General features: G+C 68.3%; 23 protein-coding genes and 1 tRNA gene. 15 read left to right on the top strand and 9 right to left on the bottom strand.

The genetic code is table 11. The features are described from left to right. Positions 1 to 174: 174 nt before the first annotated feature. The 3 genes from HMPREF0591_RS11655 to HMPREF0591_RS11645 all read left to right on the top strand — a co-directional run bounded on the left by HMPREF0591_RS11655 (position 175) and on the right by HMPREF0591_RS11645 (position 3,338). Positions 175 to 1,170 (top strand): DUF4873 domain-containing protein, encoded by a 996-nt coding sequence (locus tag HMPREF0591_RS11655; RefSeq protein ID WP_244268913.1) that lies wholly within the window; start codon positions 175 to 177, stop codon positions 1,168 to 1,170. 447 nt (positions 1,171 to 1,617) lie between these two features. Continuing rightward, a complete protein-coding gene (locus HMPREF0591_RS11650; RefSeq protein ID WP_040622688.1) occupies positions 1,618 to 2,382 on the top strand; it encodes an STAS domain-containing protein in 765 nt (254 codons plus the stop codon). An 89-nt stretch (positions 2,383 to 2,471) separates the two neighbouring features. Beyond that, a complete protein-coding gene (locus tag HMPREF0591_RS11645) occupies positions 2,472 to 3,338 on the top strand; it encodes an LLM class flavin-dependent oxidoreductase (protein ID WP_007168744.1) in 867 nt (288 codons plus the stop codon). Positions 3,339 to 3,381: 43 nt separating this feature from the next. Here HMPREF0591_RS11645 and HMPREF0591_RS11640 read toward each other — a convergent pair whose 3' ends face one another. Further along, positions 3,382 to 4,188 carry an enoyl-CoA hydratase/isomerase family protein gene (locus HMPREF0591_RS11640; RefSeq protein ID WP_007168743.1) on the bottom strand — a complete coding sequence of 269 codons (807 nt, stop codon included), beginning with the start codon at positions 4,186 to 4,188 and terminating at the stop codon, positions 3,382 to 3,384. A gap of 75 nt (positions 4,189 to 4,263) precedes the next feature. On the opposite strand from HMPREF0591_RS11640, the gene HMPREF0591_RS11635 reads away from it, so the two are divergent. Continuing rightward, the gene (locus HMPREF0591_RS11635; protein WP_007168742.1) at positions 4,264 to 5,181 is read left to right on the top strand and encodes an SAM-dependent methyltransferase; all 918 of its coding nucleotides are present in this window, start codon (positions 4,264 to 4,266) and stop codon (positions 5,179 to 5,181) included. On the opposite strand, the gene HMPREF0591_RS11630 is transcribed toward HMPREF0591_RS11635, so the two are convergent. Continuing rightward, positions 5,178 to 7,115 (bottom strand): fumarylacetoacetate hydrolase family protein, encoded by a 1,938-nt coding sequence (locus HMPREF0591_RS11630; protein ID WP_007168741.1) that lies wholly within the window; start codon positions 7,113 to 7,115, stop codon positions 5,178 to 5,180. The genes HMPREF0591_RS11635 and HMPREF0591_RS11630 overlap by 4 nt on opposite strands. Further along, positions 7,112 to 9,391 (bottom strand): ATP-dependent DNA ligase, encoded by a 2,280-nt coding sequence (locus HMPREF0591_RS11625; protein WP_007168740.1) that lies wholly within the window; start codon positions 9,389 to 9,391, stop codon positions 7,112 to 7,114. Before HMPREF0591_RS11625 ends, HMPREF0591_RS11630 begins: the two co-directional genes overlap by 4 nt. Positions 9,392 to 9,575: 184 nt before the next feature. Between HMPREF0591_RS11625 and ku the strand changes: the two genes are divergently transcribed. Continuing rightward, complete coding sequence (gene ku, locus HMPREF0591_RS11620; protein ID WP_040622366.1) at positions 9,576 to 10,514, top strand: non-homologous end joining protein Ku; 939 nt, start codon at positions 9,576 to 9,578, stop codon at positions 10,512 to 10,514. A 21-nt stretch (positions 10,515 to 10,535) separates the two neighbouring features. Here ku and pstA read toward each other — a convergent pair whose 3' ends face one another. From pstA to pstS (HMPREF0591_RS11600), 4 genes are all read right to left on the bottom strand, one after another. Beyond that, on the bottom strand, positions 10,536 to 11,438 hold the full coding sequence (gene pstA, locus HMPREF0591_RS11615) for a phosphate ABC transporter permease PstA (protein WP_007168738.1): 903 nt from the start codon (positions 11,436 to 11,438) through the stop codon (positions 10,536 to 10,538). Then, positions 11,435 to 12,379 carry a phosphate ABC transporter permease subunit PstC gene (gene pstC, locus HMPREF0591_RS11610; protein WP_085981622.1) on the bottom strand — a complete coding sequence of 315 codons (945 nt, stop codon included), beginning with the start codon at positions 12,377 to 12,379 and terminating at the stop codon, positions 11,435 to 11,437. The genes pstA and pstC overlap by 4 nt, the downstream gene beginning before the upstream one ends. 57 nt (positions 12,380 to 12,436) lie before the next feature. After that, a complete protein-coding gene (gene pstS / locus HMPREF0591_RS11605; RefSeq protein WP_007168736.1) occupies positions 12,437 to 13,552 on the bottom strand; it encodes a phosphate ABC transporter substrate-binding protein PstS in 1,116 nt (371 codons plus the stop codon). A gap of 182 nt (positions 13,553 to 13,734) precedes the next feature. Further along, the gene (gene pstS, locus HMPREF0591_RS11600) at positions 13,735 to 14,847 is read right to left on the bottom strand and encodes a phosphate ABC transporter substrate-binding protein PstS (RefSeq protein ID WP_040622363.1); all 1,113 of its coding nucleotides are present in this window, start codon (positions 14,845 to 14,847) and stop codon (positions 13,735 to 13,737) included. A 278-nt stretch (positions 14,848 to 15,125) separates the two neighbouring features. Here pstS (HMPREF0591_RS11600) and HMPREF0591_RS11595 point away from each other — a divergent pair, with 278 nt between their 5' ends. The 9 genes from HMPREF0591_RS11595 to HMPREF0591_RS11555 all read left to right on the top strand — a co-directional run bounded on the left by HMPREF0591_RS11595 (position 15,126) and on the right by HMPREF0591_RS11555 (position 23,591). Continuing rightward, positions 15,126 to 15,917 (top strand): SDR family oxidoreductase, encoded by a 792-nt coding sequence (locus HMPREF0591_RS11595; protein ID WP_007168733.1) that lies wholly within the window; start codon positions 15,126 to 15,128, stop codon positions 15,915 to 15,917. Between the two features lie 101 nt (positions 15,918 to 16,018). Next, positions 16,019 to 17,095 carry an NAD(P)H-dependent amine dehydrogenase family protein gene (locus HMPREF0591_RS11590; RefSeq protein WP_007168732.1) on the top strand — a complete coding sequence of 359 codons (1,077 nt, stop codon included), beginning with the start codon at positions 16,019 to 16,021 and terminating at the stop codon, positions 17,093 to 17,095. 83 nt (positions 17,096 to 17,178) lie between these two features. After that, positions 17,179 to 18,435, top strand: a complete 1,257-nt coding sequence (locus tag HMPREF0591_RS11585) for an Nramp family divalent metal transporter (RefSeq protein WP_085981621.1) — start codon at positions 17,179 to 17,181, stop codon at positions 18,433 to 18,435. After that, positions 18,436 to 19,491, top strand: a complete 1,056-nt coding sequence (locus HMPREF0591_RS11580; protein ID WP_007168730.1) for a poly-gamma-glutamate hydrolase family protein — start codon at positions 18,436 to 18,438, stop codon at positions 19,489 to 19,491. A 23-nt stretch (positions 19,492 to 19,514) separates the two neighbouring features. Continuing rightward, the gene (locus HMPREF0591_RS11575; protein WP_007168729.1) at positions 19,515 to 20,339 is read left to right on the top strand and encodes an LLM class F420-dependent oxidoreductase; all 825 of its coding nucleotides are present in this window, start codon (positions 19,515 to 19,517) and stop codon (positions 20,337 to 20,339) included. A 146-nt stretch (positions 20,340 to 20,485) separates the two neighbouring features. Beyond that, positions 20,486 to 21,832 (top strand): phosphoribosyltransferase, encoded by a 1,347-nt coding sequence (locus HMPREF0591_RS11570; protein ID WP_040622359.1) that lies wholly within the window; start codon positions 20,486 to 20,488, stop codon positions 21,830 to 21,832. A 453-nt stretch (positions 21,833 to 22,285) separates the two neighbouring features. Continuing rightward, complete coding sequence (locus HMPREF0591_RS11565; RefSeq protein ID WP_007168726.1) at positions 22,286 to 22,711, top strand: hypothetical protein; 426 nt, start codon at positions 22,286 to 22,288, stop codon at positions 22,709 to 22,711. A gap of 76 nt (positions 22,712 to 22,787) precedes the next feature. Then, a complete protein-coding gene (locus HMPREF0591_RS11560) occupies positions 22,788 to 23,240 on the top strand; it encodes a DUF5709 domain-containing protein (RefSeq protein ID WP_007168725.1) in 453 nt (150 codons plus the stop codon). Positions 23,241 to 23,518: 278 nt separating this feature from the next. Beyond that, a tRNA-Arg gene (locus tag HMPREF0591_RS11555) sits at positions 23,519 to 23,591 on the top strand. Position 23,592: 1 nt separating this feature from the next. Here HMPREF0591_RS11555 and HMPREF0591_RS11550 read toward each other — a convergent pair. Together HMPREF0591_RS11550 and HMPREF0591_RS11545 are read right to left on the bottom strand one after the other, a co-directional pair. Next, positions 23,593 to 23,826 carry a hypothetical protein gene (locus HMPREF0591_RS11550; RefSeq protein ID WP_007168724.1) on the bottom strand — a complete coding sequence of 78 codons (234 nt, stop codon included), beginning with the start codon at positions 23,824 to 23,826 and terminating at the stop codon, positions 23,593 to 23,595. Between the two features lie 273 nt (positions 23,827 to 24,099). Further along, positions 24,100 to 25,578 (bottom strand): DUF4185 domain-containing protein, encoded by a 1,479-nt coding sequence (locus tag HMPREF0591_RS11545; protein ID WP_007168722.1) that lies wholly within the window; start codon positions 25,576 to 25,578, stop codon positions 24,100 to 24,102. Between the two features lie 392 nt (positions 25,579 to 25,970). Here HMPREF0591_RS11545 and HMPREF0591_RS11540 point away from each other — a divergent pair, with 392 nt between their 5' ends. Continuing rightward, on the top strand, positions 25,971 to 26,201 hold the full coding sequence (locus HMPREF0591_RS11540) for a hypothetical protein (RefSeq protein WP_007168721.1): 231 nt from the start codon (positions 25,971 to 25,973) through the stop codon (positions 26,199 to 26,201). Positions 26,202 to 26,262 lie beyond the last annotated feature (61 nt).

The raw sequence follows: 26,262 nt of genomic DNA, 5'->3' as shown, positions 1-26,262 counted from the left end.
GGCACGCGGTCGGCCTTCTCGGCGGCCGGTGTCACCGACTTCGTCGTCCTGGACGGGTCGGCCGCCAAGGTCCGGTCGACGTTTGACGACGCCACCGATACCTGGCTGCTGAGGACGGCCGGCGGGGAGGACGTGCGGGCGCGGGCCGTCGTCGCGGCGGAGCCGTCGCCCTTCGTGCCCTGGCTGCCCGACATCCCCGGCCGCGACGATTTCCCGGGCGCGTCGTTTCCCGCGGCCGCCTGGGCGCCCGACTTCGACCCGGCCGGTAAGCGCATCGCCGTCGTGGGCACCGACGCCGCCGCGGGCCACCGCATCGGCCGGCTGAGCCGGACCGCGGCGTCGGTCACCGTCGTCGCCCACGCACCGCGCCGCGTGGTCGCCGAGATTCCGCTCTGGTCGACCCGGGCCAAACGCTGGCTGCGCGCTCGCAGCCGACCCACCGCCGGGCGCGCGCCGGTCACGCTGGCCGAGTCCCCCATCGAGGCGGTGACCGCGTCGGGCATCCGCACCCGCGATGGTGTCGAGCACGGCGTCGACGCCATCGTCTACGGCACCGGTTTCGCCATCGCCGAAGGGCTGGCGGACGGCGCCCTCGTCGGTGCCCGTGGCCGGAACCTCCGGCAGTCCTGGCACGACGGCATGGAGCCGTTCTGCGGGGTGGCGGTTCGCGGCTTTCCCAACTACTTCTTCATCACCGGGCCCGATGCCGCCGCGCAAGGCCGCTACATCGCCGAGTGCCTGCGGACGATGCAGCGCACGGCCAGCGGCCGCATCGAGGTGCGCGCCAGCAGCATGCAGGTGTTCAACGAGCGCGCCCAATTGACCCCCGACCAGCCGCCCCCGGTGGCATCCGCCTTCGACCTGTCGTCCAGCGCGCCCGAACGCGACGACACCTACGACGGCGCGGCGACGCTCGAGGTAGCCGGCACCAGCCATCCGGTGCGGGTCCGGCTCACCGGCCACCTCGACCCGATCGACGGCCGCTACCACTGGCAGGGGACGGTGTTCGGTTCGCCGTCGCGGCCCCTGCCGGACCACGCGCTCACCCAGACCCGGACCGCGACGTTGACGGTGGGCCGGCGCAGCGCCGCCGCGCGGATCGTCGAGCAGACGCCGTGGGGCACCCACTCGGTCGCCGGCGTGGGCGCCCCGCCCTACCCGGCCGGCTGACCCCGCCTTTTCGCTGCTCATCAACGATATTTTTTGGGGTGCGTCGCCGCGTTTGGGTGTGCCCCGCAAGTGGTAACCCCGGGGGGTGCGCGTGCAGCGCAGCGAATTCGAACAGCATGTTCGACGCGGTGGGGGCGGGGGCCCCGGACGGGTGGGGATTGGCACGCGCCTCACTTGCACCGCGCCGCCGCTGCTCCGCGCCCGGGGCCCGGCCCCAGTGGGCTGCGCTTTCCGATGGCGGGCAGGCCGCTCGACCCGAATTAGACTTTTGCCGCGCAGGGCGGATACTCAAGCAGTTGGCCCGGCAGTAATTCGAGGAGCAGCGATGGAACCGGACGACACGAACCAGCTGGGAAGCCGGGTTGCGACGTCCCCCTCGTGTTCGAGCCAGCCGGCGGCCCGGGCGCCTCGACACCATGGGCTCCCGCCGGGGAAGGGGCCACGGTGGTGAGCTCGGTAGCCGAGTCCCCCGGCTCACTGGCCGTCGCGACCCGCACGGATCAATCGGTGGCCATCCTGACCGTCGACGGGGTGCTCGACAGCTCCAACTCCGCCGCGCTGCGCGATCACATGCTGCAGGCCACGCTGGACGAGCCCGCCGCCGTGATCGTCAACATTTCCGCGCTCAAGGTGCTCGCCGAATTGGCGTGGTCGACGTTCATCGGCGCCCATTGGCAGGTTCGCAGCAAGCCCAACGTGCCCATAGTGCTGGTTTGCGCGCACCGCGCCACGCGCGAGGCGATCACCCGCAGCGGCGTCGCCTACTTCATGCCGGTGTACTCGACCGAGAAGGCGGCGATGAAGGCGCTCAGCCAGCAGAGCAGGCGTGCCGTGCGCCGCGCCGACGCGCCACTGCCGGCCGACCTGACCAGCCTGCGCGAGTCGCGCCGCCTGGTCCGCGAGTGGCTCACCGCCTGGTCGCAGTCGGCGCTCATCCCGGTCGCGCTGGTGGTGGTCAACGTGTTCGTCGAGAACGTGCTGGAACACACCGCGAGCGTGCCGGTGATGCGGATCGAGAGCCACGGCGCGACGGCGACCATCGCGGTCTCCGACAGCAGCCACGCCCCGGCCCTGCGGCTACCGTCGCCGGCCAACGGCATCGACGTGTCCGGCCTGGCGATCGTCGAAGCGTTGTCCCGCGCGTGGGGCAGCACCCCCACCTCGGACGGCAAGACGGTGTGGGCGGTCATCGGACCCGAGAACCAGCTCTGACGCCGTATTGTGCTTGCAACCCTGGCACGGGTAGAACTAGAACACGTTCTAATCTCGTGTGACGACCCGTTCCCAGGAAGGCGGATGACGTGCGGTTCACCTACGCGGAGGCGATGACCGACCACAGGTACTACATCCCGCTGGCCCAGGCGGCCGAGGCGGCCGGGTACCACGCGATGACGATCGCCGACAGCATCGCCTACCCCTTCGAGTCCGACTCGAAGTACCCGTACACGCCCGACGGTGACCGCGAGTTCCTGGATGGCAAGGAATTCATCGAAACCTTCGTGCTGACAGCGGCATTGGGGGCGGTGACGACGAAGCTGCACTTCAACTTCTTCGTCCTCAAGCTGCCGATCCGGCCGCCGGCGCTGGTCGCCAAGCAGATCGGTTCGCTGGCCGCGCTGACCAACAACCGGGTGGGTTTCGGGGTCGGCACCAGCCCGTGGCCGGAGGACTACGAACTGCTGGGCGTCCCGTTCGCCAAGCGCGGCAAGCGCATGGACGAATGCATCGAAATCATCCAGGGTCTCACCAGCGGCGACTACTTCGAGTTCCACGGCGAGTTCTACGACATCCCCAAGACCAAGATGACGCCGGCTCCGACCGAACCGATCCCGATCCTGATCGGCGGCCACGCGGACGCGGCACTGCGCCGCGCGGCCCGGCTGGACGGGTGGATGCACGGCGGCGGAGACCCGGAGGAACTCGACGCGCTCATCGCCAAGCTGAAGCGGTATCGCGAGGAGGCCGGCAAGACCGGACCGTTCCAGATCCACGTCATCTCGGCCGACGCCTACACCGTGGACGGCATCAAACGCCTCGAGGACAAGGGTGTCACCGACGCCATCGTCGGCTTCCGCATTCCCTACATCAAGGGCAAGGACACCGAGCCGCTGGAGAACAAGATCCGCAACCTGGAGATGTTCGCCGAGAACGTCATCGCGAAGGTCTAGCGGGGAGCCGGGCGCGGCGGGCCGCCGCCATCGAACCCAGCGGTCACAGCGGATCCCACCTGGGCGCCCGCTTCTCCCGGTGCGCCCGGGCCGCCTCGACCGGGTTGTTGGTGAAGCCGCTGAGGATCTGGGTGCGGTTCTCGATCTCGATGGCGTGGCGCAGGCTCGGCGCGTCGAGCGCCGCGTTGAGGCCGATCTTGGTCTGCCAGACGCCATAGGCGTTGTTCTCGGCGATCGAGCGGGCCACCTTCAGCGCGGCCGCCATCAGGTCGTCCGGGGCCACCACCTCGTGCACCAGCTTGATGCGGTAGGCCTCGGCCGCGTCGATGATGCGCCCGGTCAGCATGAGTTCGCGGGCCACCCCCGCGCCGACGATCTTGGGCAGCAGATAGCTGGTGCCCATGTCCATCGACGAGAAGCCGGCCTTGATGAACGCCGAGCCGAACCGCGCCTGATCGGAGGCGACGCGGACGTCGCAAACCAGCGCGAACGCGAGCCCCCCGCCGACGGCCACACCGTTGACCGCGCCGATCACCGGGATGGGCAGTTCGTAGATACGGGTGAAGAGGTCGGCGAGCCGGACCTGGGCGTCGTAGTTGACCTTGAACGGCGGCGTCGACGGCCTGGGCTTGGTCCACGGCTCGCCCGTGCCGCTCAGGTCCGCCCCAGCGCAGAAACCCCGGCCGGCGCCGGTGAGGATCGCGGCCCGGAACTCGCCGCCACCGAGCGCGTCCAGGGCATGGTCGACGCCGTCGATCAGCGATCCGTCGATGGCATTGAGGCGCTCCGGCCGGTTGAGGGTGACGCGGGCGATGCCGTCCTCGACGGTTTCCAATTCCACAGCGGGCATGGCTGAAACCGTAGGCGATGCGGTATTCCTCGACGGGGCATACCTTGGTTTGGCCGCCACATCGAAGGAGAACGCATGGCACGAACCGAGGGTGACAGCTGGGACCTGGCCAACAGCGTGGGGGCGACGGCCACCATGGTCGCCGCCGCCCGAGCCGCCGCGAGCAGGCGTCCGCAGCCGGTCATCACGGACGACTTCGCCGAACCGCTGGTGCGTGCCGTCGGTTTGGACGTGTTCACCAAACTGGCCAGCGGCGAACTCGATCCCGAAGAGCTCGAGCAGAGCGTCGGGTTCGCCCGCATGGTCGACACGTTCGCCGCCCGCGCCCGGTATTTCGATGACTATTTCGCCGCGGCCGGGCAAGCGGGGCTGCTCCAGGTGGTGATCGTGGCCTCGGGACTGGACTCCCGCGCCTACCGGCTGCGCTGGCCGATCGGGACCACGGTGTACGAGATCGACCAGCCCGAGGTGATCGCGTTCAAGGCGGCGACCATGTCGGAGATCGGGGCGGCGCCCACCGCCAAGCTTCGCGAGGTCGGGATCGACCTGCGCGACGATTGGCCGGCGGCGCTGCAGGAGGCGGGCTTCGATCCGGCCCATCCCACGGCGTGGCTCGCCGAGGGGGTGCTCATCGGATGGCTCCCGCCGGAGGCGGAGCTTCGGTTACTGGACTCCATCATCCCGCTGTCGGCCGAGGGCAGCCGGTTCGCCGCCGACTACGGCACCGTGACCGGCACCTCGCCGGCCGCCGAGGAACAGTCGCGGCTCATGACCGACGGCTGGCGGCGGCACGGGCTCGACATGGATCTCGCCACCCTGACCTATCCGGGCGAGCACACCGACGTCGCCGCGCATCTGCACGAGAACGGCTGGGAGACCGCCGAATCCCGGCTCACCGATCTGTTCTCGGCCGCCGGGCTGCCGGAGTTGGGGAAGGCCGCGGAGCAGGTTCCCGCCACGACGATCAAATTCGTTCGCGCCGTGCGGCTTTAGCCGCGCTTGGCCAGCCACTCGGCCTGCATCACAAGCAGGGCCATGACCTCCAGTTGTGGTGTCGCGGGGTCCAGTTCGCGGTACCGCTGATAGACGTTGACGACGACCCGCTCCGCGTCCAGCCAAGTCGCATACTCGCCGAGGTCGATGGTGTCGGCCGCGTCGGACCACGACAGCCCCCGGCGGTAGGCGGCCTCGGCCTGTTCGGAGACGTGCGTGAGATACCCCCGCACCGCACGGATCCCGTCCGGATCGCTGACCGGCCCGTGACCCGGCACGACCGTCGGCGCATCGAGCGCGATCATGGTGTCGCACGCGGCGATCCAGTTGGCGATCGGACCGGCCCACACGATCGGGGTGCAGCCGATGAACAGCAGGTCGCCACCGAACAGCACCCCCGCGTCGGGCACGTGCACCACCGAATCCGCGGCGGTGTGCGCGGGACCCAGGTTCAGCAAAGCGACGCGCCGCCCGCCCACCTCGATGGTCAGCTCACGGTCGAACGTCTGATCGGCGTTGCGCACCGTGATGCCGCTGAAGTCGAAGTGTTGGAAGCGGTCTCGCGTGTAAGGGGTCGCGACGGGGCCGAGGTTCGCGGTCTGCGCCATCGCCAGCATCTCGGGTGCCATCCCGTGCGCGATCTCCTCGGCGGTGCCCCGCGCGGCAATGATCCGCACCGACGCGTCGAGGAGTTGGTTGCCGTGGGTGTGGTCCCCGTTGGAGTGGGTGATCAGCGCGTCGGTGATGGGTGCCGACGACGTGATATCCCGCATCGCGCTGAGCATTTCGCGGGTCAGCGCCAGGTCGAACAGGGTGTCGACGAGCAGCGACGCGCCGTCGCCGGTGACCAGCCCGGCGTTGCTCCACCCGTAGCCCCCGTCCGGCAGCGTCCACGCCCATACCCGGTCGCCGACCGGGTGTAGCCCGCGGGTGTAGGGCACCTTCGCCGGCGCCCTGTTCACGCGCCGCGCGGCCGGCGCGGCGTCCGGATTCGGGCGGGCCGCCAACGGGTGCGGCGCGGGGCTGGCGCGCACGGTCTGCCGGGTCTCCCCGAGCCCCTGGACCCGCAGCGTGACCACGTCGCCGTCGTGCAGCCAGCCGGGGAACGAATCGAGCGCCGCCGCGTCCAAGTGCTCGACCAGGGTGCAGGTCGGCACGGTGCCCGAGCCGACGACGTCCCCGGGGACCAGCGTCACGCCGCGGGACGCGTAAGAGATGACTTCGCCGAAGCTCCAATCCATTTGGGCGGTCGACCCCGACCCGATCACGGTGTCGTTGACCAGGGCGGTCACCTGCAGGTCGAGCCCGCCGTCCCGCCGGTAGGGCTCGAGTTCGTCGGGCGTCACCAGGTAGGGACCCAGCGTGACGCCGCTGTCTTTGCCCTTGCCCTGCCCGATCCCCAGTTGGCTTTCCATTTGCTGCAGGTCACGGGCGGACCAGTCGTTGAAGATGGTGTAGCCGATGACGGCCCGCTCGGCTTCCTCGACCGACAGGTCCCGGCCGCCGGTTCCGATGACCGCGGCGATCTCCAATTCGAAGTCCTGCCAGGCGCTTCCGGGCGCGGTGGGGGCGTCGTCGTATGGTCCCAATACCGTTGCCGGGCAAGCGAAATAGAACGCCGGGATGCGATACCACGTGTCGGCAAGAGCCCGCCCGGCGCCCAGCGCGGCCTGGCAGTTGCGCATGTGATCCAGGAAGCACAGCGAGTCGCGGATGGACGGCGGGCGCGGGATCGGAGCCAGGAGCCGCACCGCAGCCACCGGCACCGCCTCCGCCGGCGCACGCAGCGCCTCCTCCCCGGCCGCGCGCAGCCCGTCGGCGCCACGTGCGACCAGGTCGAGCAGCGTCACCCCCGCGGGCATCGCGTGGATGGTGTCACCGGAGAGCACCCCGGTGCGCTCCGCCCCGGCGCCCAGGTAGGTCACCCATTTCATTCGCGCACCACCTCACTCGGTTCCTTGTCCGGCCGCAGCCCGCGCCAACTCGATTGGCGCAGCCGGTCATCCGGGGTCCACTCGCTGTAGCGCACCTCGCCAACCAGCACCGGCTCGACGTACGTCACGCCCCTGGCCTCGCCGCGGGGAAGCGTTGGGGTGAACGGCGATTGGTCGGTGTGCAGCGGCGCCAGGGTCTTTTTCAGGTGCGCCAGGTCGCGCTCGGTGAACCCGGTCCCGACCCGCCCGGCGAAGTGCAGGCCGCCGTCGACCGGGATGCCCATCAGCAGCGAGCCGATGCCGCTGCTGCGCCCGCCCTCCCCCGCCTTCCAGCCGCCGATGACCACCTCCTGGGTGTTCCAGTTCTTGTCCTTGACCCAGGACGCCGAGCGCCGGCCCGGCTGATACGTGGAGTCGCGCTTCTTGGCGACCACGCCCTCCCAGCCATGCTCGCGTGAGTGCGCAAGCGCCCGTTCCCCGTCGCCGGGCAGCAACTCGGGAACGATGAGATCGCTGCCATTGGCCAGGGTTTCCAACAGCTTCCGACGATCTTGGTAGCGCGCCCGCAGCAGCGAACGGCCGTCGAGGTAGAGCAGGTCGAATGCCCAGAATTCCACGCGGCTGCCGCGGCCCCGGTTCTGCATCGCGTGAAAGCTCGGCACGCCCGAGGCGTCCAAGACGACGGCCTCCCCGTCGAGCACCACGTGGTGGTCGGCGAGTCCGGCCGCGAGCGAACGCAAGTCGGGATATTCGTTGGTGACCTCGCGGCCGCGCCGAGACCGCACCCGCAGGGCGCCGTGGTCGATTTCCACCAGCAGCCGGTAGCCGTCCCACTTGCCCTCGAAGGCCCACTGGCCCGCCTTGCGCGCCGCCACCGAGCCATGGGTGGCGAGCATGGGCGCCAGCCCGTCGAAGTCGAAGGTCTTCTGCTCCTTCATCCGGTGCGCCAGCCATTGGTCACCGTTGGTCTGGATCAGCGCATAACGGCCCGAGACCTTGTCGCCGTGCAGATTGACGATGACCTCGCCATTTTCGGCGGAGTCGTTGAACTTCTCCGCCTCATAGGTGCCCGAGTCCCAGATGACCACCTTCCCCGCGCCGTATTCCCCCTTGGGGATGTTGCCCTCGAAGGTGGCGTATTCCAGCGGATGATCCTCGGTGTGGACGGCCAGGTGGTTCACCGAGGTGGTTTCCGGCAGGTTCTTCGGCACCGCCCATGACACCAGCACGCCGTCGCGCTCCAGCCGGAAGTCGTAATGCAGACGGCGCGCGTGGTGTTCCTGGATGACGAAGGAGTTGCCCTGCCCCGTGGTCGGTTTCGTGCGCGGGACCGGTTCCGGGGTTTTCGACGCGTCGCGCATGCCACGGTACTTGGTCAGCCGATCCGGGACGGCGGCGTCGCTGTCCAGGCCCGCCAGCAGATCGCCGTCGCGCGCGACCCGGGCGAGCACCTCGTCGTAGCGCAATTGGCGCAGCCCCGGATCGTCGATCTCTGCCCAGGTGCGCGGTGCCGCCACCGTCGGATGTTCGCGTCCCCGTAGGGAGTACGGCGCGATGGTGGTCTTGGATCCGTTGTTCTGACTCCAGTCGAGGAACACCTTGCCCGCCCGCAGGCTGCGTGTCATGGTCGCGGTGACCAGCATGGGCATCGACTTCTCCAGTTGCTGCGCAACCCGTTTCGCCAACACCGTGGCGCCCTTGCTGCTCACCGGCTCCGCCAGCGGCGCGTACAGGTGCAGGCCCTTGCTGCCGCTGGTGAGCGGGAACAATGTCAGCCCGATCCCGTCGATGAGCTCGCGGACGGCGTGGGCGACCTCGGCCAGCTGGGCCATGGTCACGCCTTCGCCGGGGTCGAGATCGAAGACCAGCCGGGTGGCCGGGCCGGGCTTGAGCTCCTCCGCCTTGCTTCGGGTCCACTCGGCGACGAACCGCCACTGCGGCACGTGCACTTCCAGCGCCGCCTGTTGCGCGATCCAGGCCAGCCCGTCGGGACTGTCGATGATCGGATACGTGGTGGTCCCGGACCGGTGGGTGACGCTGCCGCGCGGCAGCCAGTCCGGCGCCGAGGAGGCGAGCTGTTTCTCGAAGAAGGAATCCTGTTCGACGCCGTTGGGCCAGCGCTTGCGGGTGGCCGGGCGCCCGGCGATGTGCGGGATCATCACCTCCGCGACCCGGGTGTAATAGTCGAAGACGTCCCGCTTCGTGGTCCCCGTGGCGGGGTAGAGCACCTTGTCGGCGTTGGTCAGCCGCACGCGGGGCCCCGCCGTCGCACTCATAGTCTCAACGTACGTCCTCCGGCGAGGGGTGAGCCATGGCCCGCGGGCTCGTCGGCGAAGCCGTGAACACGTTCGACCCGGGCGGGCGCCCTGGCGGCTCGCCAGGCTTCGATGCGGTCACGAGCTGCGGCGCAGCGGCCCGGCGTGCTGTTAGGCGGCCAACAGTATGGGCATACTGACTTACATGCGCTCCATCTGGAAGGGCTCGATCGCGTTCGGGCTGGTCAACGTCCCGGTCAAGGTGTACAGCGCCACCCAGGACCATGACATCAAGTTCCATCAGGTGCACGCCAAGGACAACGGCCGCATCCGTTATCAACGCGTCTGCGAGGTGGACGGTGAGGTCGTCGAATACCGTGACATCGCCCGGGCCTTCGAATCCGACGACGGCCAGATGGTCATCATCACCGACGATGACATCGCCACCCTGCCCGAAGAGCGCAGCCGCGAGATCGAGGTGCTGGAGTTCGTTCCCGCCGAAGAGGTCGACCCCATGCTGTTCGACCGGAGCTACTTCTTGGAGCCCGACTCCAAGTCGTCGAAGTCCTATGTGCTGCTGGCCAAGACGCTCGCCGAGGCCGATCGGATGGCGATCGTCCACTTCACGCTGCGCAACAAGACACGGCTGGCCGCGTTGCGGGTCAAGGACTTCGGCAAGCGGGACGTGATGATGGTGCACACGCTGCTGTGGCCCGACGAGATCCGCGATCCCGACTTTCCCGTGCTGGACAAGGAAGTCGAGATCAAACCGGCGGAACTGAAGATGGCGGGCCAGGTGGTGGAGTCGATGGCCGAGGACTTCAATCCCGACCGGTACCACGACACCTACCAGGAGCAGCTGCAGGAGCTCATCGACGCGAAACTCGAAGGCGGCGAAGCCTTTACCACCGAGGAGCAACCGAAGGAGCTCGACGAGACCGAGGACGTCTCGGACCTGCTGGCCAAGCTGGAGGCCAGCGTGAAGGCGCGCTCCGGCGATGGGAAGGCACCGGCCAAGAAGGCACCGGCCAAGAAGGCACCGGCCAAGAAGGCACCGGCCAAGAAGACGCCGGCCAAGAAGACGGCCGCGAAGAAGACCACGGCGAAGAAGGCACCGGCCAAGAAGGCCGCGGCGAAGTCCTGACCCCGCCCCGGCGGGGCTGACTCAGCGCCGGCGGGCCGCCAGGAACCGCGTCGCCGCCGCGACCAGGTTGATCACGGCGACGATGATGATCAGGCTCAGCGCCGCACCCCAGATGCGCAGGAAACCGGCGTGCTCGGGGTTGGTGAGTTCGGTGTAGATCAGCAGCGGCAGCGAAGCCATGTTGCCGTGGAAGATGTCGGTGTTGATGGATCGGCTGTAGCCGACCAGCACCAGCACCGGAGCGGTTTCGCCGATCACCCGCGCGACCGACAGCAGAACGCCGGAAACGATGCCGGGCATCGCGATCGGGAACACGATCCGCATGATCGTCTTCCATTTGGTCACACCGAGCGCGTAGCTGGCCTCGCGCAGATCGTCGGGCACCAACCTCAGCATCTCCTCGGCGGACCGCACCACCACCGGCAGCATCAGCAAGACCAGCGCCAGCGAGACGGCGAACGAGCTCTGCTGGAAACCCAGGGTGGCGATCCAAAGGCTGAAGACGAACAGCGCCGCGACGATGGACGGCACCCCGGCGAGCACGTCGACCATGAACGTCGTCAGCCGCACCAGCCGGCCGGAACCGTACTCCACCAAGAAGACCGCGGTCATCAGGCCCAGCGGCACGGACAGCAGGGCCGCCACCCCCGCCTGCACGACGGTTCCGTAGAGCGCATGATAGACGCCACCGGCGAATTGCTCCGGCAAAATGCCGCGCAGCGAGTGGGTCCACCAGGTCGCCCGGGTGACCGCGTACCAGCCCCGGGCCACCACCACCGACAGCACCCAGCCCAGCGGCACCAGGGCGATGAGGAACGAGGCGACGAAGAACAGGGTCGCCGCGTTGTTCGTCAGCCGGCGACGGATGCTGACCGGCCGGAAGGCCTGCGTCTTGACCGGCCGGTCGAACACGTTGGCGGTCATCCGTTGACCTTCCCGCCGGCGATGGCCCGCGCGAGCGCGTTGACGACGAACGTCAAGACGAACAGCGCGAACCCCGCGGCGATGTAGGCCCCGGTGGGCAACGGTTCGCTGAACTCGGCCGCCGCGGAGGCGATCTTCGAGGCGAACGTGTACCCGCCGTCGAACAGCGACCAATTCCCCGGGCGTGCGGCGGAGCGCAGAATGATCAGCACCGCGACGGTCTCACCGAGCGCGCGCCCCAGCCCCAGCATCGACGCCGCGATGACACCGCTGCGGCCGAACGGCAGCACGGTCATCCGCACCACTTCCCACTTGGTGGCACCCAGCGCTTGCGCCGCTTCCATCTGGATATGCGGCGTCTGCCGGAAAACCTCCCGCGAGACCGACGTGATGATCGGCAGGATCATCGCCGAGAGCACGATGCCCGCGGTGAAGATGGTGCCGCCCCCGGCCAGCGACACGTTGCCCTGCTTGAACAGGAAGAACCAGCCCAGGTTGCGGTTGAGGAACGCCGCGACGGGCTCGATGTTGGGCGCCAGCACGAAGATGCCCCACAGCCCGAAGATGATCGACGGCACCGCGGCCAGCAGGTCGACGACCGCCCCGAACGGCCGAGCCAGCCGCTTGGGCGCGTACTGGGTGAGGAACACCGCGATCCCGACCGCGACCGGCACCGCGAGCGCGAGCGCGGTGAGCGAACTCAGCACCGTGACCATCAGCAGGTCACGGATGCCGAACGCCAGCTTCCCCGGGTCGGTGGTGCTGAACTGGGCGCTGGTGAAGAAGTTCGCGTGATTGACCCGCAACGACGGGACCGCACGGATCAGCAGGAACACCGCGATCAGCAGGATCGCGACCACGATCGTCGAACCGGCAGCGGCAGCCAGCAGTTTGAACAACTGGTCGCCCCGCCGGGCCGAAGGCGCACCCAGCGCCTTCAGCTCCGGCTTTTTCGGGGTCGACGGGCTGGCTACCGCTCGGGTCACGACCACCTCAAATCACGTGATGGCGTTGATCGAAGCCGACAGTCTCGACTTGAACGAATCCGGGATGGGAATGTACCCATTGTCGGCCAGGCCACTTTGCCCCGCACCGATCGTACTTTGCAGGAATGCCTTCACGGCCGTGCCAACCTGGGGATCGGGGTACTTCGAGCAAACGATCTCGTACGTCGCCAGCACGATCGGGTAGGAACCGGGCTGGGTCGGCTTGTAGAAGGAGAGCGTGTCGAGCACCAGGTCGTTGCCCTGGCCGCTGATCTTGGCCCCGGAGATCGTTTTGCCGACCGAGTCCGAGCTGATCGCCACCGCATCCGGACCGGCCGACGTGATCACCTTGGCCATGCTCAGCTTCTGCGCCTGCGCGAACGACCATTCGTTGTAGGTGATGGAGCCCTCGGTCGCCTTGATGGCCGCCGACGTGCCGTCGTTGCCCTTGGCGCCCTCGCCGACGCCGCCCTTGAACGTCTTTCCGGCGCCCTTGCCCCACGCGCCGTTGGACGCGGCGTCGAGGTACTTCTGGAAGTTGTCCGTGGTGCCGGATTCGTCGTTGCGGAACACCACGTGGATCGGCTCGGCGGGCAACGTCACGCCGGGGTTCACCGCCGCGATGGCCGGGTCGTTCCAGGTCGTGATGGCGCCGTTGAAGATCTTGGCCGCCGTGGGACCGTCGAGGCTCAGCGAGCTCAGCCCCTTGACGTTGTAGGTGATCGCGATCGGACCGAACACCACCGGCAGGTTCCAGGCGGGCGAGCCGCAGCGCTGCTGTGCCGCGGCGTATTCCTTCGGAACGAGCGGTGAGTCAGAGCCACCGAAATCGGTTTGGTTGCCGTTGAATTCGCTGATGCCCGCACCCGAGCCATTCGCGGTGTAATTCAACGTCTGGCCGGGGCAGGCCTGCTCGAATGCGTTGACGAAGCGCGTCATCGCGTTGGCCTGGGCGGTCGACCCGCTGGCCTTCAACGTCTTCTTCCCGCCACACGCCACGTTGCCCGACGACGAACCGCTGGTCGCCCCGCTTCCGCCAGTGGCGTTGTTGTCACTTCCGCATCCCGACAACGCCAGCGCACCAGCGGTCACGACGCTCAGCGCGGCTCCGAATCGGTTGAGTTTCAAGTCACTTCCTAACGGTAGGGATGAAACATGATTGCCGACGTTCTCCTAGCCGCTCTCGGCGACCAGCGTCTCTCGCAGCACGGAAGCTAACAGCACGAAGGTTAACGTTGGGCAAATTGCCGTCGGCGGATCATCGCTGGCCAAGGCGGCTTGGGCCGGGATCGCAGAGCGGGCGAGAAGGCTCACGAAATGGCGTCGACCGCCGCCAACAGCCGGGATTTGAACGACGCCGGCACGGGAATGTAGCCATTGTCCGCCAAGCCGTCCTGCCCCGCGCCGACGGTGCTTCGCAGGAAGGCCTTTACGGCCGCGGCGACCTGCGAATCCGGATACTGCGAGCAGACGATCTCGTAGGTCGCCAGGACGATCGGGTAGGAGCCGGGCTTTGTCGGCTTGTAGAAGGAGAAGGTGTCGACGACCAAGTCGTTGCCCTCCTCGCTGAAGGTGGCGCCGGCGATCGTCCTACCGACGGAGTCGGCGCTGATCCCCACCGCGTCCGGGCCGGCCGAGGTGATGATCTTGGCCATGTTGAGCTTCTGCGCCTGGGCGAAGGACCACTCGTTGTAGGTGATCGACCCCTCGGTGGCCTTGACGGCCGCCGAGGTGCCGTCGTTGCCCTTGGCCCCCTCACCGACGCCACCGTTGAAGGTCTTCCCGATGCCCTTCTCCCAGACGCCGTCGGCGGCGGAGTCCAGGTATTTCTGGAAATTGTCCGTCGTCCCGGACTGGTCGTTGCGGAAGATCACCCGAATCGGCTCGGCGGGAAACACGACGCCGGGGTTCAGCCCCTGAATTGCCGGGTCGTTCCACTCCTTGATCGCGCCCATGAATATCTTCGCGGCCGTCGGACCGTCCAGGCTGAGCGACGTGACGCCCGCGACGTGATAGGTAATGGCGATCGGGCCGAACACCACCGGCAAATTCCAGGCCGGCGAACCGCAGCGCTGCCGCGCCGCAAAGTATTCGATGGGGGCCAGCGGAGAATCCGATCCGGCGAAATCGGTTTGATTGCCGGTGAATTCGGCGATCCCCGCGCCGGAACCATTCGGCGTGTAGTTCAGCGTCTGGCCGGGGCAGGCCTGCTCGAAGACCTTGATGAAGCGCGTCATCGCGTTGGCCTGGGCGGTCGATCCGCTGGACTTCAGCGCCTTCTTCCCCGCACAACTCACCTTGACCGGCGACGCGGCCGCGCCGACATCTTCACCCGCCGCGTTGTCGTTGGACCCGCAGGCCGCCACCACCAGGGCAAGGGCGGTCATGGCATTTAACGCGGTACCAAATCGGTTCAGCCTCAACAGGAATCCCTATGGGCCAGGTCAAACATCATCGTCACCATTCAATAGCCACTGCACGCCGACCAAACGGTCAGCACCAAGGCTAGCGCCGGGTAAATGTTCTCGCAGGGGACGCAAGATGCGGCGAGGTCGTCAGGCCCCGAATTGGGCGCGGGCAGTTGTACGGGTCCCGCCATATGCAAAAGTAGAACCTGTTCCAGAAATGCCGCATCCGAGACGGCAGAGCTTGCTACCGTGTCGGCTGACATCGGCTGACAACTTGGGCGAGGAGAGCCGCAATGATCCTGGACAGATTTCGTCTCGACGACAAAGTCGCCGTCATCACCGGTGCCGGCCGCGGGCTCGGGGCGGCCATCGCGCTGGCTTTCGCCGAGGCGGGCGCCGACGTGCTCATCGCCTCGCGCACGGAATCGCAACTAGAAGGCGTCGCCGAACAGGTCCGCGCCGCCGGCCGACGGGCGCACGTCGTCGCCGCCGACCTGGCGCATCCGGAGGCGACCGCCCAACTGGCCGGCCAGGCCGTCGAGGCCTTCGGAAAACTAGACATCGTCGTCAACAACGTCGGCGGGACCATGCCCAACACGCTGCTGACCACCTCGACCAAAGACCTCAAAGACGCGTTCACCTTCAACGTCGCCACCGCGCACGCGCTGACCGTCGCGGCGGTGCCCCTCATGCTGGAGCACTCCGGCGGGGGCAACATCATCAACATCACCTCCACCATGGGCCGCCTGGCCGGCCGCGGGTTCGCCGCCTACGGCACCGCCAAGGCCGCGCTGTCGCATTACACCCGGCTGGCCGCCCTGGACCTGTGCCCGCGCATCCGCGTCAACGCCATCGCGCCGGGGTCGATCCTGACCTCCGCGCTGGACGTGGTGGCCTCCAACGACGAGTTGCGCGCGCCGATGGAGAAGGCCACACCAATGCGACGCCTCGGCGATCCCGTCGACATCGCCGCTGCCGCAGTGTATTTGGCGTCGCCGGCGGGGAGCTTCCTGACCGGAAAGACGCTCGAGGTCGACGGCGGCCTCACCTACCCCAACCTCGACATCCCCGTCCCGGATCTGTGAACCCTTGACGCGCGAGCAGACGCAAACTCGCCTGCGCAGCCCGCAGTTCATGCGATTTTGTGTCTGCTCACGGTCGTGAACCAACCCCTGAGGAGCCCGTCATGGCAATACCCGTCGTCCAATTGGGCACCGGCAACGTCGGCGTCCACGCGCTGCGAGCGCTCATCACCAACCCGGCGTTCGATCTCACCGGCGTCTGGGTGTCATCGGACGCCAAGGCGGGCAAGGACGCCGCCGAGCTTGCCGGACTTCCCGATCCGACCGGCGTGCTCGCCAGCACCGACCTGGACGCCGTCCTGGCGACCGGCCCGCAATGCGCCGTCTACAACGCGCTGGCCGACAACCGGTTGCCCGAGGCGCTGGAGGACTACCGGCGCGTGCTGGCGGCCGGGATCAACGTCGTGGGCAGCGGCCCGGTGTTCCTGCAGTATCCGTGGGAGGTGATCCCCGAGGAGCTGATCAAGCCCATCGAAGACGCCACGCGCGAAGGCAATTCGAGCGTGTTCGTCAACGGGATCGACCCCGGTTTCGCCAACGACCTGCTGCCGCTGGCGCTGGCCGGCACCTGTCAGAACATCCAGCAGATCCGCTGCATGGAGATCGTCGACTACGCCACCTACGACAGCGCCGCGGTCATGTTCGACGTGATGGGGTTCGGGAAGCCGCTCGACGAGATCCCGATGCTGCTGCAGCCCGGCGTGCTCAGCCTGGCCTGGGGCTCGGTGGTTCGGCAGCTCGCGGCCGGCCTGGGCGTCTCGCTCGACTCGGTGGCCCAGGAGTACGTGCGGGTCCCGGCGCCCGAGGACTTCGACATCGCGTCGGGACACATCCCCGAGGGCAGCGCGGCGGCGCTGCGGTTCGAGGTCTTCGGCCTGGTCAACGGCGACCCCGTCGTGGTCCTCGAACACGTCACCCGGCTGCGTGAGGACCTGTGCCCCGACTGGCCGCAGCCGGCGCAACCCGGCGGGTCCTACCGCATCGAGGTCACCGGCGAACCGTCCTATGCGATGGACGTCTGCCTCAGCAGCCGCAAGGGCGACCACAACCACGCCGGGCTGGTCGCCACCGCGATGCGGGTCGTCAATGCGATCCCCGCGGTGGTGGCCGCGCCGCCCGGAATCGTGACGACGCTGGATCTCCCCCTGATCACCGGGAAGGGCCTCTACCTGCCCGGGTGACCGGCCGGCGGTAGCGCCGTGTGTGCCCGAATCGCGGGTGGCCTTCGGGCCGGCCCGCAGTCTTCGGATACCCTCACTTTCTTATTCGGCCAAGTGAATCGAGGGGCGGCGCGTTGACGCAGAGCAGGCAGGACTCGCTCAAAAGCAGCTGGTATCTGCTCGGTCCCGCCTTCGTCGCCGCGATCGCCTATGTCGATCCGGGCAACGTCGCCGCCAACGTCAGCTCCGGCGCCCAGTTCGGCTACCTGCTGCTGTGGGTGATCGTCGTGGCCAATGCGCTGGCCGGGCTGGTGCAATACCTGTCGGCCAAGCTGGGCCTGGTGACCGGGCGCTCGTTGCCCGCCGCCATCGGCAAGCGGATGAGCCGTCCCGTCCGGCTGGTCTACTGGGTCCAGGCCGAACTGGTGGCGATCGCCACCGACATGGCCGAAATCGTCGGCGGCGCAATCGCCTTGCGCATCCTGTTCGACTTGCCGCTGCTGCTCGGCGGGATCATCACCGGGCTGGTCTCCCTGTTGCTCCTGGCGATCCAGGACCGCCGCGGGCAGATCATTTTCGAACGCGTCATCACCGGCCTGCTGCTCGTCATCGCGGTCGGTTTCGCGGCGAGCTTTTTCGTGAAGACGCCGCCGCCCGGAGACGTGCTCGGCGGGCTGGTGCCGCGGTTCCGCGGCACCGAAAGCGTGCTGCTCGCCGCCGCCATCCTGGGCGCGACCGTGATGCCGCACGCCGTGTACATGCATTCCGGGCTGGTCCTCGACCGGCACGGACATCCCGCCGCGGGCTCCCAGCGCCGCCTGCTGCTGCGGGTCACCCGGCTCGACGTCGTGCTGGCCATGGCCGTCGCGGGGACGGTGAACGCCGCGATGCTGCTGGTCGCCGCGATCAACCTGCAGCACCGCAACCTCAGCGCGTCCATCGAGGGCGCCTACTCCGCGATCCACAACACGCTCGGACCGACGATCGCGGTGCTGTTCGCGGTGGGATTGCTGGCGTCCGGACTGGCGTCGTCGTCGGTGGGCGCCTACGCCGGCGCCATGATCATGCAGGGGCTGCTGCACCGCAGGATTCCGATGCTGCTGCGCCGCTTGATCACCGTGTGTCCCGCCCTGGTCATCCTCGCCGTCGGGTTCGACCCCACGCGGGCGCTGGTGCTCTCGCAGGTGGTGCTGTCCTTCGGGATTCCGTTCGCAGTCCTGCCGCTGGTGAAGCTGACCAGCGACCGGGAATTGATGGGCGGCGACGCCAACCACCCCGTCACGACGATTATTGGCTGGGCCGTCGGCGTAATGATTAGTCTGCTTAACATGGTGCTCATCTGGCTGACGGTGACCGGCTAAATGCCGGCCCTGCGGCATGCCTACTTCGCATACGGGTCGAACCTGTGCGTCAGGCAGATGGCGCAGCGATGCCCCGACGCCGCCGATCCGCGGCCGGCGGTCCTGTCCGATCACGACTGGCTGATCAACCAGCGCGGCGTGGCCACGGTCGAACCGTGCGCCGGTAATCAGGTGCATGGCGTGGTCTGGCAGATCTCCGACGGCGACCTGGCGACGCTCGACAGCGCCGAGGGGGTGCCGGTGCGCTACCGGCGCGACCGGCTGACCGTGCACACCGACGACGGGCCGTCGCCGGCGTGGGTCTACATCGACCATCGGGTGACGCCGGGTCCGCCCCGGCCGGGCTACCTGCCCACGATCATCGACGGCGCCGTGCAGCACGGGTTGCCGCAACGTTGGATCGACTTCTTGCGGCGCTGGGATCCGTCACGCTGGCCACGCCGGGCATCCGCGGCGGGGCCAGCGCCGCAATCGCTTTCGGCACTGCTCAGCGAGCCGGGGGTGGCCGAGGCCAGCCGGTTACGGTCGCGCTTCGGGTTCCTCGCCATCCACGGCGGCGGACTGGAAGAGATGACCGACGTGATCGCCGAACGCGCCGCCGACGCCGCCGACGCGTCGGTGTACGTGTTACGGCACCCCGATCGCTACCCGCACCACCTTCCGTCGGCGCTGTTCGACCCGGCCGAGTCGCCGCGGCTCGCCGAATTCCTGGACCACGTCGACGTTGCGGTGTCGCTGCACGGCTACGGCCGCATCGGGCGCAGCACCCAACTGCTGGCCGGCGGCCGCAACCGCGCGCTGGCCGCGCACCTGGCCCGGCACATCAACTTGGCCGGCTATCAGGTCATCACCGACCTCGCGGACATCCCACCGGAGCTACGGGGCCTGCACCCGGGTAACCCGGTGAACCGGGTGCGCGACGGCGGCGCCCAGCTGGAGCTGTCCCCCCGCGTGCGCGGCATCGGCCCGCGCAGCCCACTGCCCGGCGACGACGGTCTGTCGCCGGTCACCGGCGCCCTGGTGCGGGCGTTGGCGGAAGCGGCGCGTTGTTGGTAATTATCCTCATCGGTTGAACGGAGTTGTTGGTGGCCAAGGATTTTCGCTTCGGAATGAGCATGCGCTTCATCAAGTCGCGCGCGGCGTTCGTCGACAAGGTGAGGCAGGCCGAAGACACCGGATTCGATGTCCTGTGCGTGCCGGACCATCTGGGCGCCGTGGCACCCATTCCGGCGCTGACGGCGGCCGCCATGGTGACCACCAAACTGAAGCTGAGCATGTTCGTGCTCAACGCCGCCTTCTACAAGCCGGCCCTGCTCAGCCGGGACCTGGGCGACCTGGACAAGCTCAGTGAGGGCCGTCTCGAGATCGGGCTGGGCACCGGATATGTCAAGGAAGAGTTCGACGCCGCCGAGCTCCCCTACCCCAGCGCCGGCGCCCGCGTCGACTACCTCAAGCACATGACGACCTACCTGAAAGAACATCACCCGAAGACGCCCATTCTCATCGCCGGCAACGGCGACCGGGTGCTGACCATCGCCGCCCGGCAGGCCGACATCATCGGGCTGACCGGTTCGCGCGTGAAAGAGGCCGACGACCCGCTGACCGAACGCGTCGAGTTCGTCCGCAACGCCGCCGGCGACCGGTTCGACGGGCTCGAGCTGAACCTCGCGGTCACGGCGGTACCGGCCGAGGGCGAGAGCCTGCCCGACCTGACGATGACCCGTAGGTACGCGCCGGAATTGTCCGACGAGGAAATCCTGGCGATGCACGCCGTGCTGACCGGGTCGCCCCGGGAGATGGCCGACACCCTGTTGGGGTATCGCGAGAAGTACGGGGTCACCTTCATTACCGTCCAGGACAACCACATGGACAACTTCGCCAAGGTGATCGCCGAACTGCGCTGAACGGTCGGCGGCCAGGGGGCGTTGGTCCCCACCGCAGCGGCCTTCCGGCCCTTCGCGGCACCGGCCGGTCACGACACACTGAGGTGATGACTCCCAGGGACCGCGGTGGTGGTCGCGGGCGGCTGCTGGCGCCTCGGTTGGCTTCGTTGCGCGGTGCCAAACCGTTCGATGATCGTGTGGACGCCGGACGACAGCTGGCCACAAGCCTGGAATCCCTGCGCGGTCAAGACGTTGTGGTGCTTGGCCTGCCGCGCGGCGGCGTCCCGGTGGCCTTCGAGGTTGCCAGGGCACTACGGGCACCGCTCGATGTGTTGGTGGTGCGCAAGCTCGGGGTCCCGTTTCAGCCCGAACTGGCCTTCGGCGCGATCGGCGAGGGCGGTGTGCGGGTGATCAACGACGCCGTTGTCCGGGAGGCCGACTTATCCACAGACGACATTGCCGCCGTCGAGGCCAAGCAACGGGCCGAGCTGGCTCGCCGCTCGGAAATGTTCCGCAGTGGGCACGAGCGGATCGCGCTGGCGGGACGGACCGCGGTGATCGTCGACGACGGCGTCGCGACCGGCGCGACGGCCCGAGCCGCCTGCCAGGTGGCCCGCGCCCAGGGCGCGGATAGGGTGGTGTTGGCCGTTCCGATCGGCGGACGCGATGTGTTCGCGAGGTTCGCCGGTTACGCCGACGAAGTGGTCTGCCTGCACACGCCCGAATTGTTCTTCGCCGTCGGCCAGGGGTACCGCAACTTCGCCCAGATTTCTGACGGCGAGGTGGTGAGGCTCCTCGATCGCGCCCGCGACGGATCTCGCGCGCCGGTCGACGATGCCGCCGCGGCCGACCCCCCGATCCGCGACGAGGAAGTCACCGTCAGCGCCGGTTCGGTCTCGGTGGCCGGCCATCTGACCATTCCCGAGCGCCCCGTCGGTGTGGTGCTGTTCGCGCACGGCAGTGGGAGCAGTCGGCACAGCCCCCGCAACCGCTACGTGGCCGAGGTGCTGAACGGCGCGGGTCTGGCCACGCTGCTGTTCGACCTGCTCACCCCGGCGGAGGAACGGAATCGCGCCAACGTGTTCGACATCGAGCTGCTGGCGCGTCGGCTGGTCGACGTCACCATCTGGCTGGGCCGCGAGCGGGACACCGCCGCGCTGCCGGTCGGCTACTTCGGCGCCAGCACCGGCGCCGGCGCGGCCCTGGTCGCCGCCGCCGACCCGCGCGTCAACGTCGCGGCCGTGGTGTCCCGGGGCGGGCGGCCGGATCTGGCGGGTCCGTTCCTGCCCAGGGTCCACGCGCCGACGCTGCTCATCGTCGGCGGCAACGACGAGATGGTGCTGGAGCTGAATCGGCAAGCGCAGGCGGCAATCCCGGGCAAGTGTGAACTCACCGTCGTGCCCGGCGCCACCCATCTGTTCGACGAGCCCGGCACGCTCGAGCGGGTCGCGGTGCTCGCCCGCGACTGGTTCATCGACCACTTGAGCCCGGCGGCCCTTACCGCGAATCCGTGAAGCGGAAGCTTCAACGCGGACGCTTGCGGGCACGTCCGCTCGTCTAGCTCGGCGGCACGTGCTCCCCGGCGCGTGGGCATTCGTCGGGCAGATGGACGAGTACCGCGTCGTCATCGGCCGGCGCGGCCTGGCCCCGGCGATGCGCAGTCAGGTAAAGCCATCCCGGTCCGATCGCTTGTTTGCACCGGGCGCATTGTGGGTCTGCGGCCATGGCGTCCTCCCTTCCCGGAGTCACGATCCCGGTCGTCATTCTCCGCGCCTTGGCAGTCGCGGACCACGATTCGAGGAGATCGATTGCCGCATGGCCTGTTTCGCCATGCTGCCGGACGGGCGCGCCCAACGTTCAGGCCCTCTTTCATCGGGTCGGCGGTGAGCTTGACCAGCGGCACAACGGACTCAAGACATGACTTTCGACTCTCCCCAACAGCGGGTCGGCCGCACAGACTGCACATCATGACCACATCCGACGACACCGCCCAAACCTGGCGCGACGTGGCCGATCAGCTCACCGCGGCGCAGATCGCTCAGCTCGAGCGCATCGAACACGACGAACCGCAGACGCTGCTGGACATGGCGCGACAGTGGGCGGCCAAGAACGTGTCCGCCGGGATGCCGTTCGACGCTGTCGCGCCCCCGGACGGCGCGGTTCGCACGTTCGACTGGCAGCTCGACAGGAACTGGTTTCGCGACTTCGAGGGCACCAGTCGGCGAGGCGGGCGGGCGCGCGTTCAGATCTACGGCCGACAACAGGTCGACGGCTCGACGCGCCGGTGGATCGCCGTGCATGCGCGCCACCTCGATGCGTTGGACGGGGTCGCCGCCCGCGAACTCGCCGCGGCGTTGACCGACGCGGCCGACGAGATCGAGCGGCTCAGCTGAGGATTCCCCGGATGGCACTCCGTGAGACGACTTATATTGTGGCAGAACCGGTATCGAAGAACATGGCAGGCAAATCGTGAGCTCTCACTATGAGACCGGCCCCGCAGCGGGCGAGTACAGCGTCGAGGACGACAACCAGCTTCAGCCGGAGGACACCCTGCTGGATCGCGGTGTGGACGACGTCCTCGACGAGGGGTATTCGCCACCGGAGCGGCCCTACGGGCGAGGCGCCTTCGGCCCGGGCGAGAACCTGGACCAGCTCCTGGCGGAGGAAGAGCCCGACCCGGCAGCGCGCATCGACGTCCCGTTCGACGAAGCCGAGCAGCGACGCTCCGATGCATCCGAGCGCGAGTCCGAGTTCCCCCAGCGGCGCGAGGTGGGCCGCGGCCGAGCCGGCCGCCTTGTCGCGCCGGACGCGGGATTCGGCGGGGACTACGAGGACGAATTGGTCGCTTCGGACGTCGGCCTCGACGGGGGCGCAGCGTCCGCCGAGGAAGCCGCCATGCACGTCATCGAGGACGAAGACTGACAGACTTGCGAGTGCTACCGCCCACGACGTTTCGGAGCGCTGCGACGGCCGGCCGTTGATCGGTCCGCCGGCCGACGCCCGACCGCGCTGAACGACGGCTACCGTGGACCGGGGCCTCGAACGGCAACGGTCACCACGCGAGGACCCGCTACACTCACATCCGCCGGACTGGGACTACCGGCTCGACCGCCCAGAACGGCACCAGGACGCTCGACGCACCTTCTGAAATGCCTCCACGGATGCCGACCCAGGGTGCGTTCAGTGTTCGCGGACGGCCCGCCCTCGTAGCTCAGGGGATAGAGCACGGCTCTCCTAAAGCCGGTGTCGCAGGTTCGAATCCTGCCGGGGGCACTCAAGGCTTGATCCCGTACCCCTCGCCGTCGTCGGCCAGGTAGCTGACCAGATACCACCGCCGGGGCGGTTGGGTGCTCGCGTCGTATTCTTCGGTCGCGGTCGCGCGCTCGAGCCGAACGTCCGTCAGCCGCGGATTGTGCACGCGGACATAGTCTTCGAGCTCAGCCAGTAGCGCATCGCCGGTCAGACTCGTGTCCGCGAGCGCTTTCGCTTCGCGCTTGGCCCAACTCACGCGTTACATCTTGCCCCGGCCAACGCGGCCGGCGGCCGACGCGTCGGGTTAAGTCGCTCTCCGCCCGTCGAGCATGATGCCCAGCCGGACGGCGCCGTCCCTGCGACGCACACCCTCTATGCGCACCTCGATGTCTGGCCGCCTTGGCTTACCGGCGGTCGAAGTGGCCGGGTTGTCGAAGGTGATCATCGCCGATCTCCTCTCTCACTAGGCCCCCGCTTTATTCAGGGTGCGACACGTATACCGACTATTCGGGGTGCGACACGATCACGATTAGGGCAAGACGGTGTGCATCAGCATCACGTCGTATGCCGACCACAGCGACAGGTTGAAGTACAGGTCCCGGCCCGACGACCAGGGGTGGATCATCGGTGCATAGATGCCGCCGGGCATCGAGAACGACGACACCAGGGGTTGCTCGGGGCTCCACGGCCCTTGCGGGGTCGGCGCGGTCCGCGCGACCACGTCGTTGCTGCCGCCGTTGGTGTATAGCACCAGGTATTGCTTGAGGTAGTTGTTGTATTGGGCCGACATTTCGCCCACGGGGCCCGGGAAGATCGGCGTCGCCGCGCCCGGGTTGTTGGGGACCCACCGGCCGCCCTCGTCGCCGTTCCAGTACTGGTACTTGGTCAAGTCGGGCAGCTGGGCCGGTGGCACCCGCGACAGGAATGCCGCGCCGCCGCGTCCCGACGGGGTGCCGAATTGATACAGGTAGCCGTCGTTGCCCTTCATGAAGGCGCCCATTTGGAAGTTTTCGTTACCGGGGGTGAACCCGGCTCCCGGAATGGCGTCCGCGGAGGCCGTGCGGATCGAAGTGGGAAAGATCCCCCAGTTCTGCCCGTTGTCATTCGACCGCGCGATCGCCGAGTAGTTGGTGCTCCATTCGCCGTCGCGACCCCACTGCCGGATGGACATGTAGCTCATGTACTGCGTCCTGCCGATCGAGATGCCGGCGGTCGGAATGATCCCGGTCTCGTGCGCCGCCTTGTGAATGGTGTTGACGACCTGTTTGGAAAGGCTCGGCGCCCACACCGGTGAACCGGAGTACCGGTCGTTGGGGATGCCGTCCGAGATGTGGATCCCGTGTGAGAGATCGCGGTCCGAGCTGCGGAACAGGGTGTTGTACCGCCACTGTTGGCCCCTGACCTTGCAGTAGCCGAAGGTGTCGCCGAAGGCCATCAACACCTGCCGGTTCACGGGATCGCCGTTGTCCCAGGCGATCCCGAGGTCGGTGCCGGAGATGCTGAAGCGCTGCAGCGTCTTGTTCGGGCCCTCGGGGCCGGTCACCCAGTCGACGAGCGAGGTCGGCGCCCCGGCGATCGAGGGCGGCGGGGGAGCCGGCGCGGGTTGCGGCTGCGGGACCGGGGCGGCGTTGGGCTGCAGCTGCCCGGCATTCGGCGGCTGGGGCAGGCCGGGAACGGGCGGGTTCGGGCCGGGCGGAAGGACCCCGGCTTGCGGCCTCATGGGGGCGGCCTGCCGGGGAATTGCCGGCTTGAGGAAGGAGGAGATCAGCGGCCCCAGCTTGGGCAGCGGCGCCTGGTCATTCGTGTGGGTGGGCCTGCGCCCGGTGGGCGGTTGGACGACCGGCTGCGGTGCGGGCATCGCCGGCGGCGCGGCGGGCGGCTCCACGTTCGCTTCCGGAGCGCCGCACGGGGTGGCGTTCGCCGACGGCGCGGGCCCGACCACGTAGACGAGTCCGACAGCCGCCGCCGACGCCATCGATAGCGACAGACTTCGAAGAATCGCCGACATGTAGCACCTTTCGAGCGGCGGGACACCGCGTTGACGTCCGCAGTTGGCTCATGTGACGATAGTGATCAGCGCGACTGTTGTGACTAGTGATGCGACGATAGGTACGTATCCGTGACCGTGTCGCAACGCAGCCGGGCCCCGCCGAAACGGGTGCCATCAGCCGGTTAGCTCCCCGGCGGGCAGCTAACCATCCCGCCCTCGCGGCCACCCCGCCATTCGCGCTCGTCCGCCGCGAAATTGCCCGCGGCGCCCGCCCGCAGGGCGACGCATTCTTCTGGCCCAGGGGTGTTGCCGGCGCCCTACCGGTGTTATCCTGCCGTGACAATATGATCCGTATTTCGGTCCGAAGAGATTCGTTATACGGATCACGCCCTTCGATCCGGAGAAAGCTCATGCACGATCGGACAGTCCCGCGCTATGCGTTGCTCGCCGTCAGCGGCCTGGTCATCGCCGCAGTGACCCTGGCGGGTCACCACCAAAGCGGCGCCATCACCGCGGCGCCCGTTGGCACCGACACCCAAGCGTCCACCACCTCGCCGACGCCGCTGACCACCTTGCCGCCGCCGTCGACTCTCTCGGCGCCGCCGGCTCCGTCGGCGCCGCCGGCACCACCGCTTCCCTAGCGGTCGCCGGACGGCAGGGCCTTCCTGCGGGCCACCACGCGGGTCGTTTGCCTGCCGCAGA

Origin of the sequence: Mycobacterium parascrofulaceum ATCC BAA-614 (assembly GCF_000164135.1) — a bacterium.
In the GTDB taxonomy this organism is placed as follows: domain Bacteria; phylum Actinomycetota; class Actinomycetes; order Mycobacteriales; family Mycobacteriaceae; genus Mycobacterium; species Mycobacterium parascrofulaceum.
This window is presented reverse-complemented; position numbering and strand designations above follow the sequence as displayed.

What these genes read in the sequence shown, in the direction of transcription:
- HMPREF0591_RS11640 (WP_007168743.1), bottom strand. Translation starts at nt 4,188, where the DNA reads ATGCCCGCTGTGGAATTGGAAACCGTCGAGGACGGCATCGCCCGCGTC.
- HMPREF0591_RS11635 (WP_007168742.1), top strand. Translation starts at nt 4,264, where the DNA reads ATGGCACGAACCGAGGGTGACAGCTGGGACCTGGCCAACAGCGTGGGG.
- HMPREF0591_RS11630 (WP_007168741.1), bottom strand. Translation starts at nt 7,115, where the DNA reads ATGAAATGGGTGACCTACCTGGGCGCCGGGGCGGAGCGCACCGGGGTG.
- HMPREF0591_RS11625 (WP_007168740.1), bottom strand. Translation starts at nt 9,391, where the DNA reads ATGAGTGCGACGGCGGGGCCCCGCGTGCGGCTGACCAACGCCGACAAG.
- ku (WP_040622366.1), top strand. Translation starts at nt 9,576, where the DNA reads ATGCGCTCCATCTGGAAGGGCTCGATCGCGTTCGGGCTGGTCAACGTC.
- pstA (WP_007168738.1), bottom strand. Translation starts at nt 11,438, where the DNA reads ATGACCGCCAACGTGTTCGACCGGCCGGTCAAGACGCAGGCCTTCCGG.
- HMPREF0591_RS11595 (WP_007168733.1), top strand. Translation starts at nt 15,126, where the DNA reads ATGATCCTGGACAGATTTCGTCTCGACGACAAAGTCGCCGTCATCACC.
- HMPREF0591_RS11590 (WP_007168732.1), top strand. Translation starts at nt 16,019, where the DNA reads ATGGCAATACCCGTCGTCCAATTGGGCACCGGCAACGTCGGCGTCCAC.
- HMPREF0591_RS11580 (WP_007168730.1), top strand. Translation starts at nt 18,436, where the DNA reads ATGCCGGCCCTGCGGCATGCCTACTTCGCATACGGGTCGAACCTGTGC.
- HMPREF0591_RS11565 (WP_007168726.1), top strand. Translation starts at nt 22,286, where the DNA reads ATGACCACATCCGACGACACCGCCCAAACCTGGCGCGACGTGGCCGAT.
- HMPREF0591_RS11545 (WP_007168722.1), bottom strand. Translation starts at nt 25,578, where the DNA reads ATGTCGGCGATTCTTCGAAGTCTGTCGCTATCGATGGCGTCGGCGGCG.
- HMPREF0591_RS11540 (WP_007168721.1), top strand. Translation starts at nt 25,971, where the DNA reads ATGCACGATCGGACAGTCCCGCGCTATGCGTTGCTCGCCGTCAGCGGC.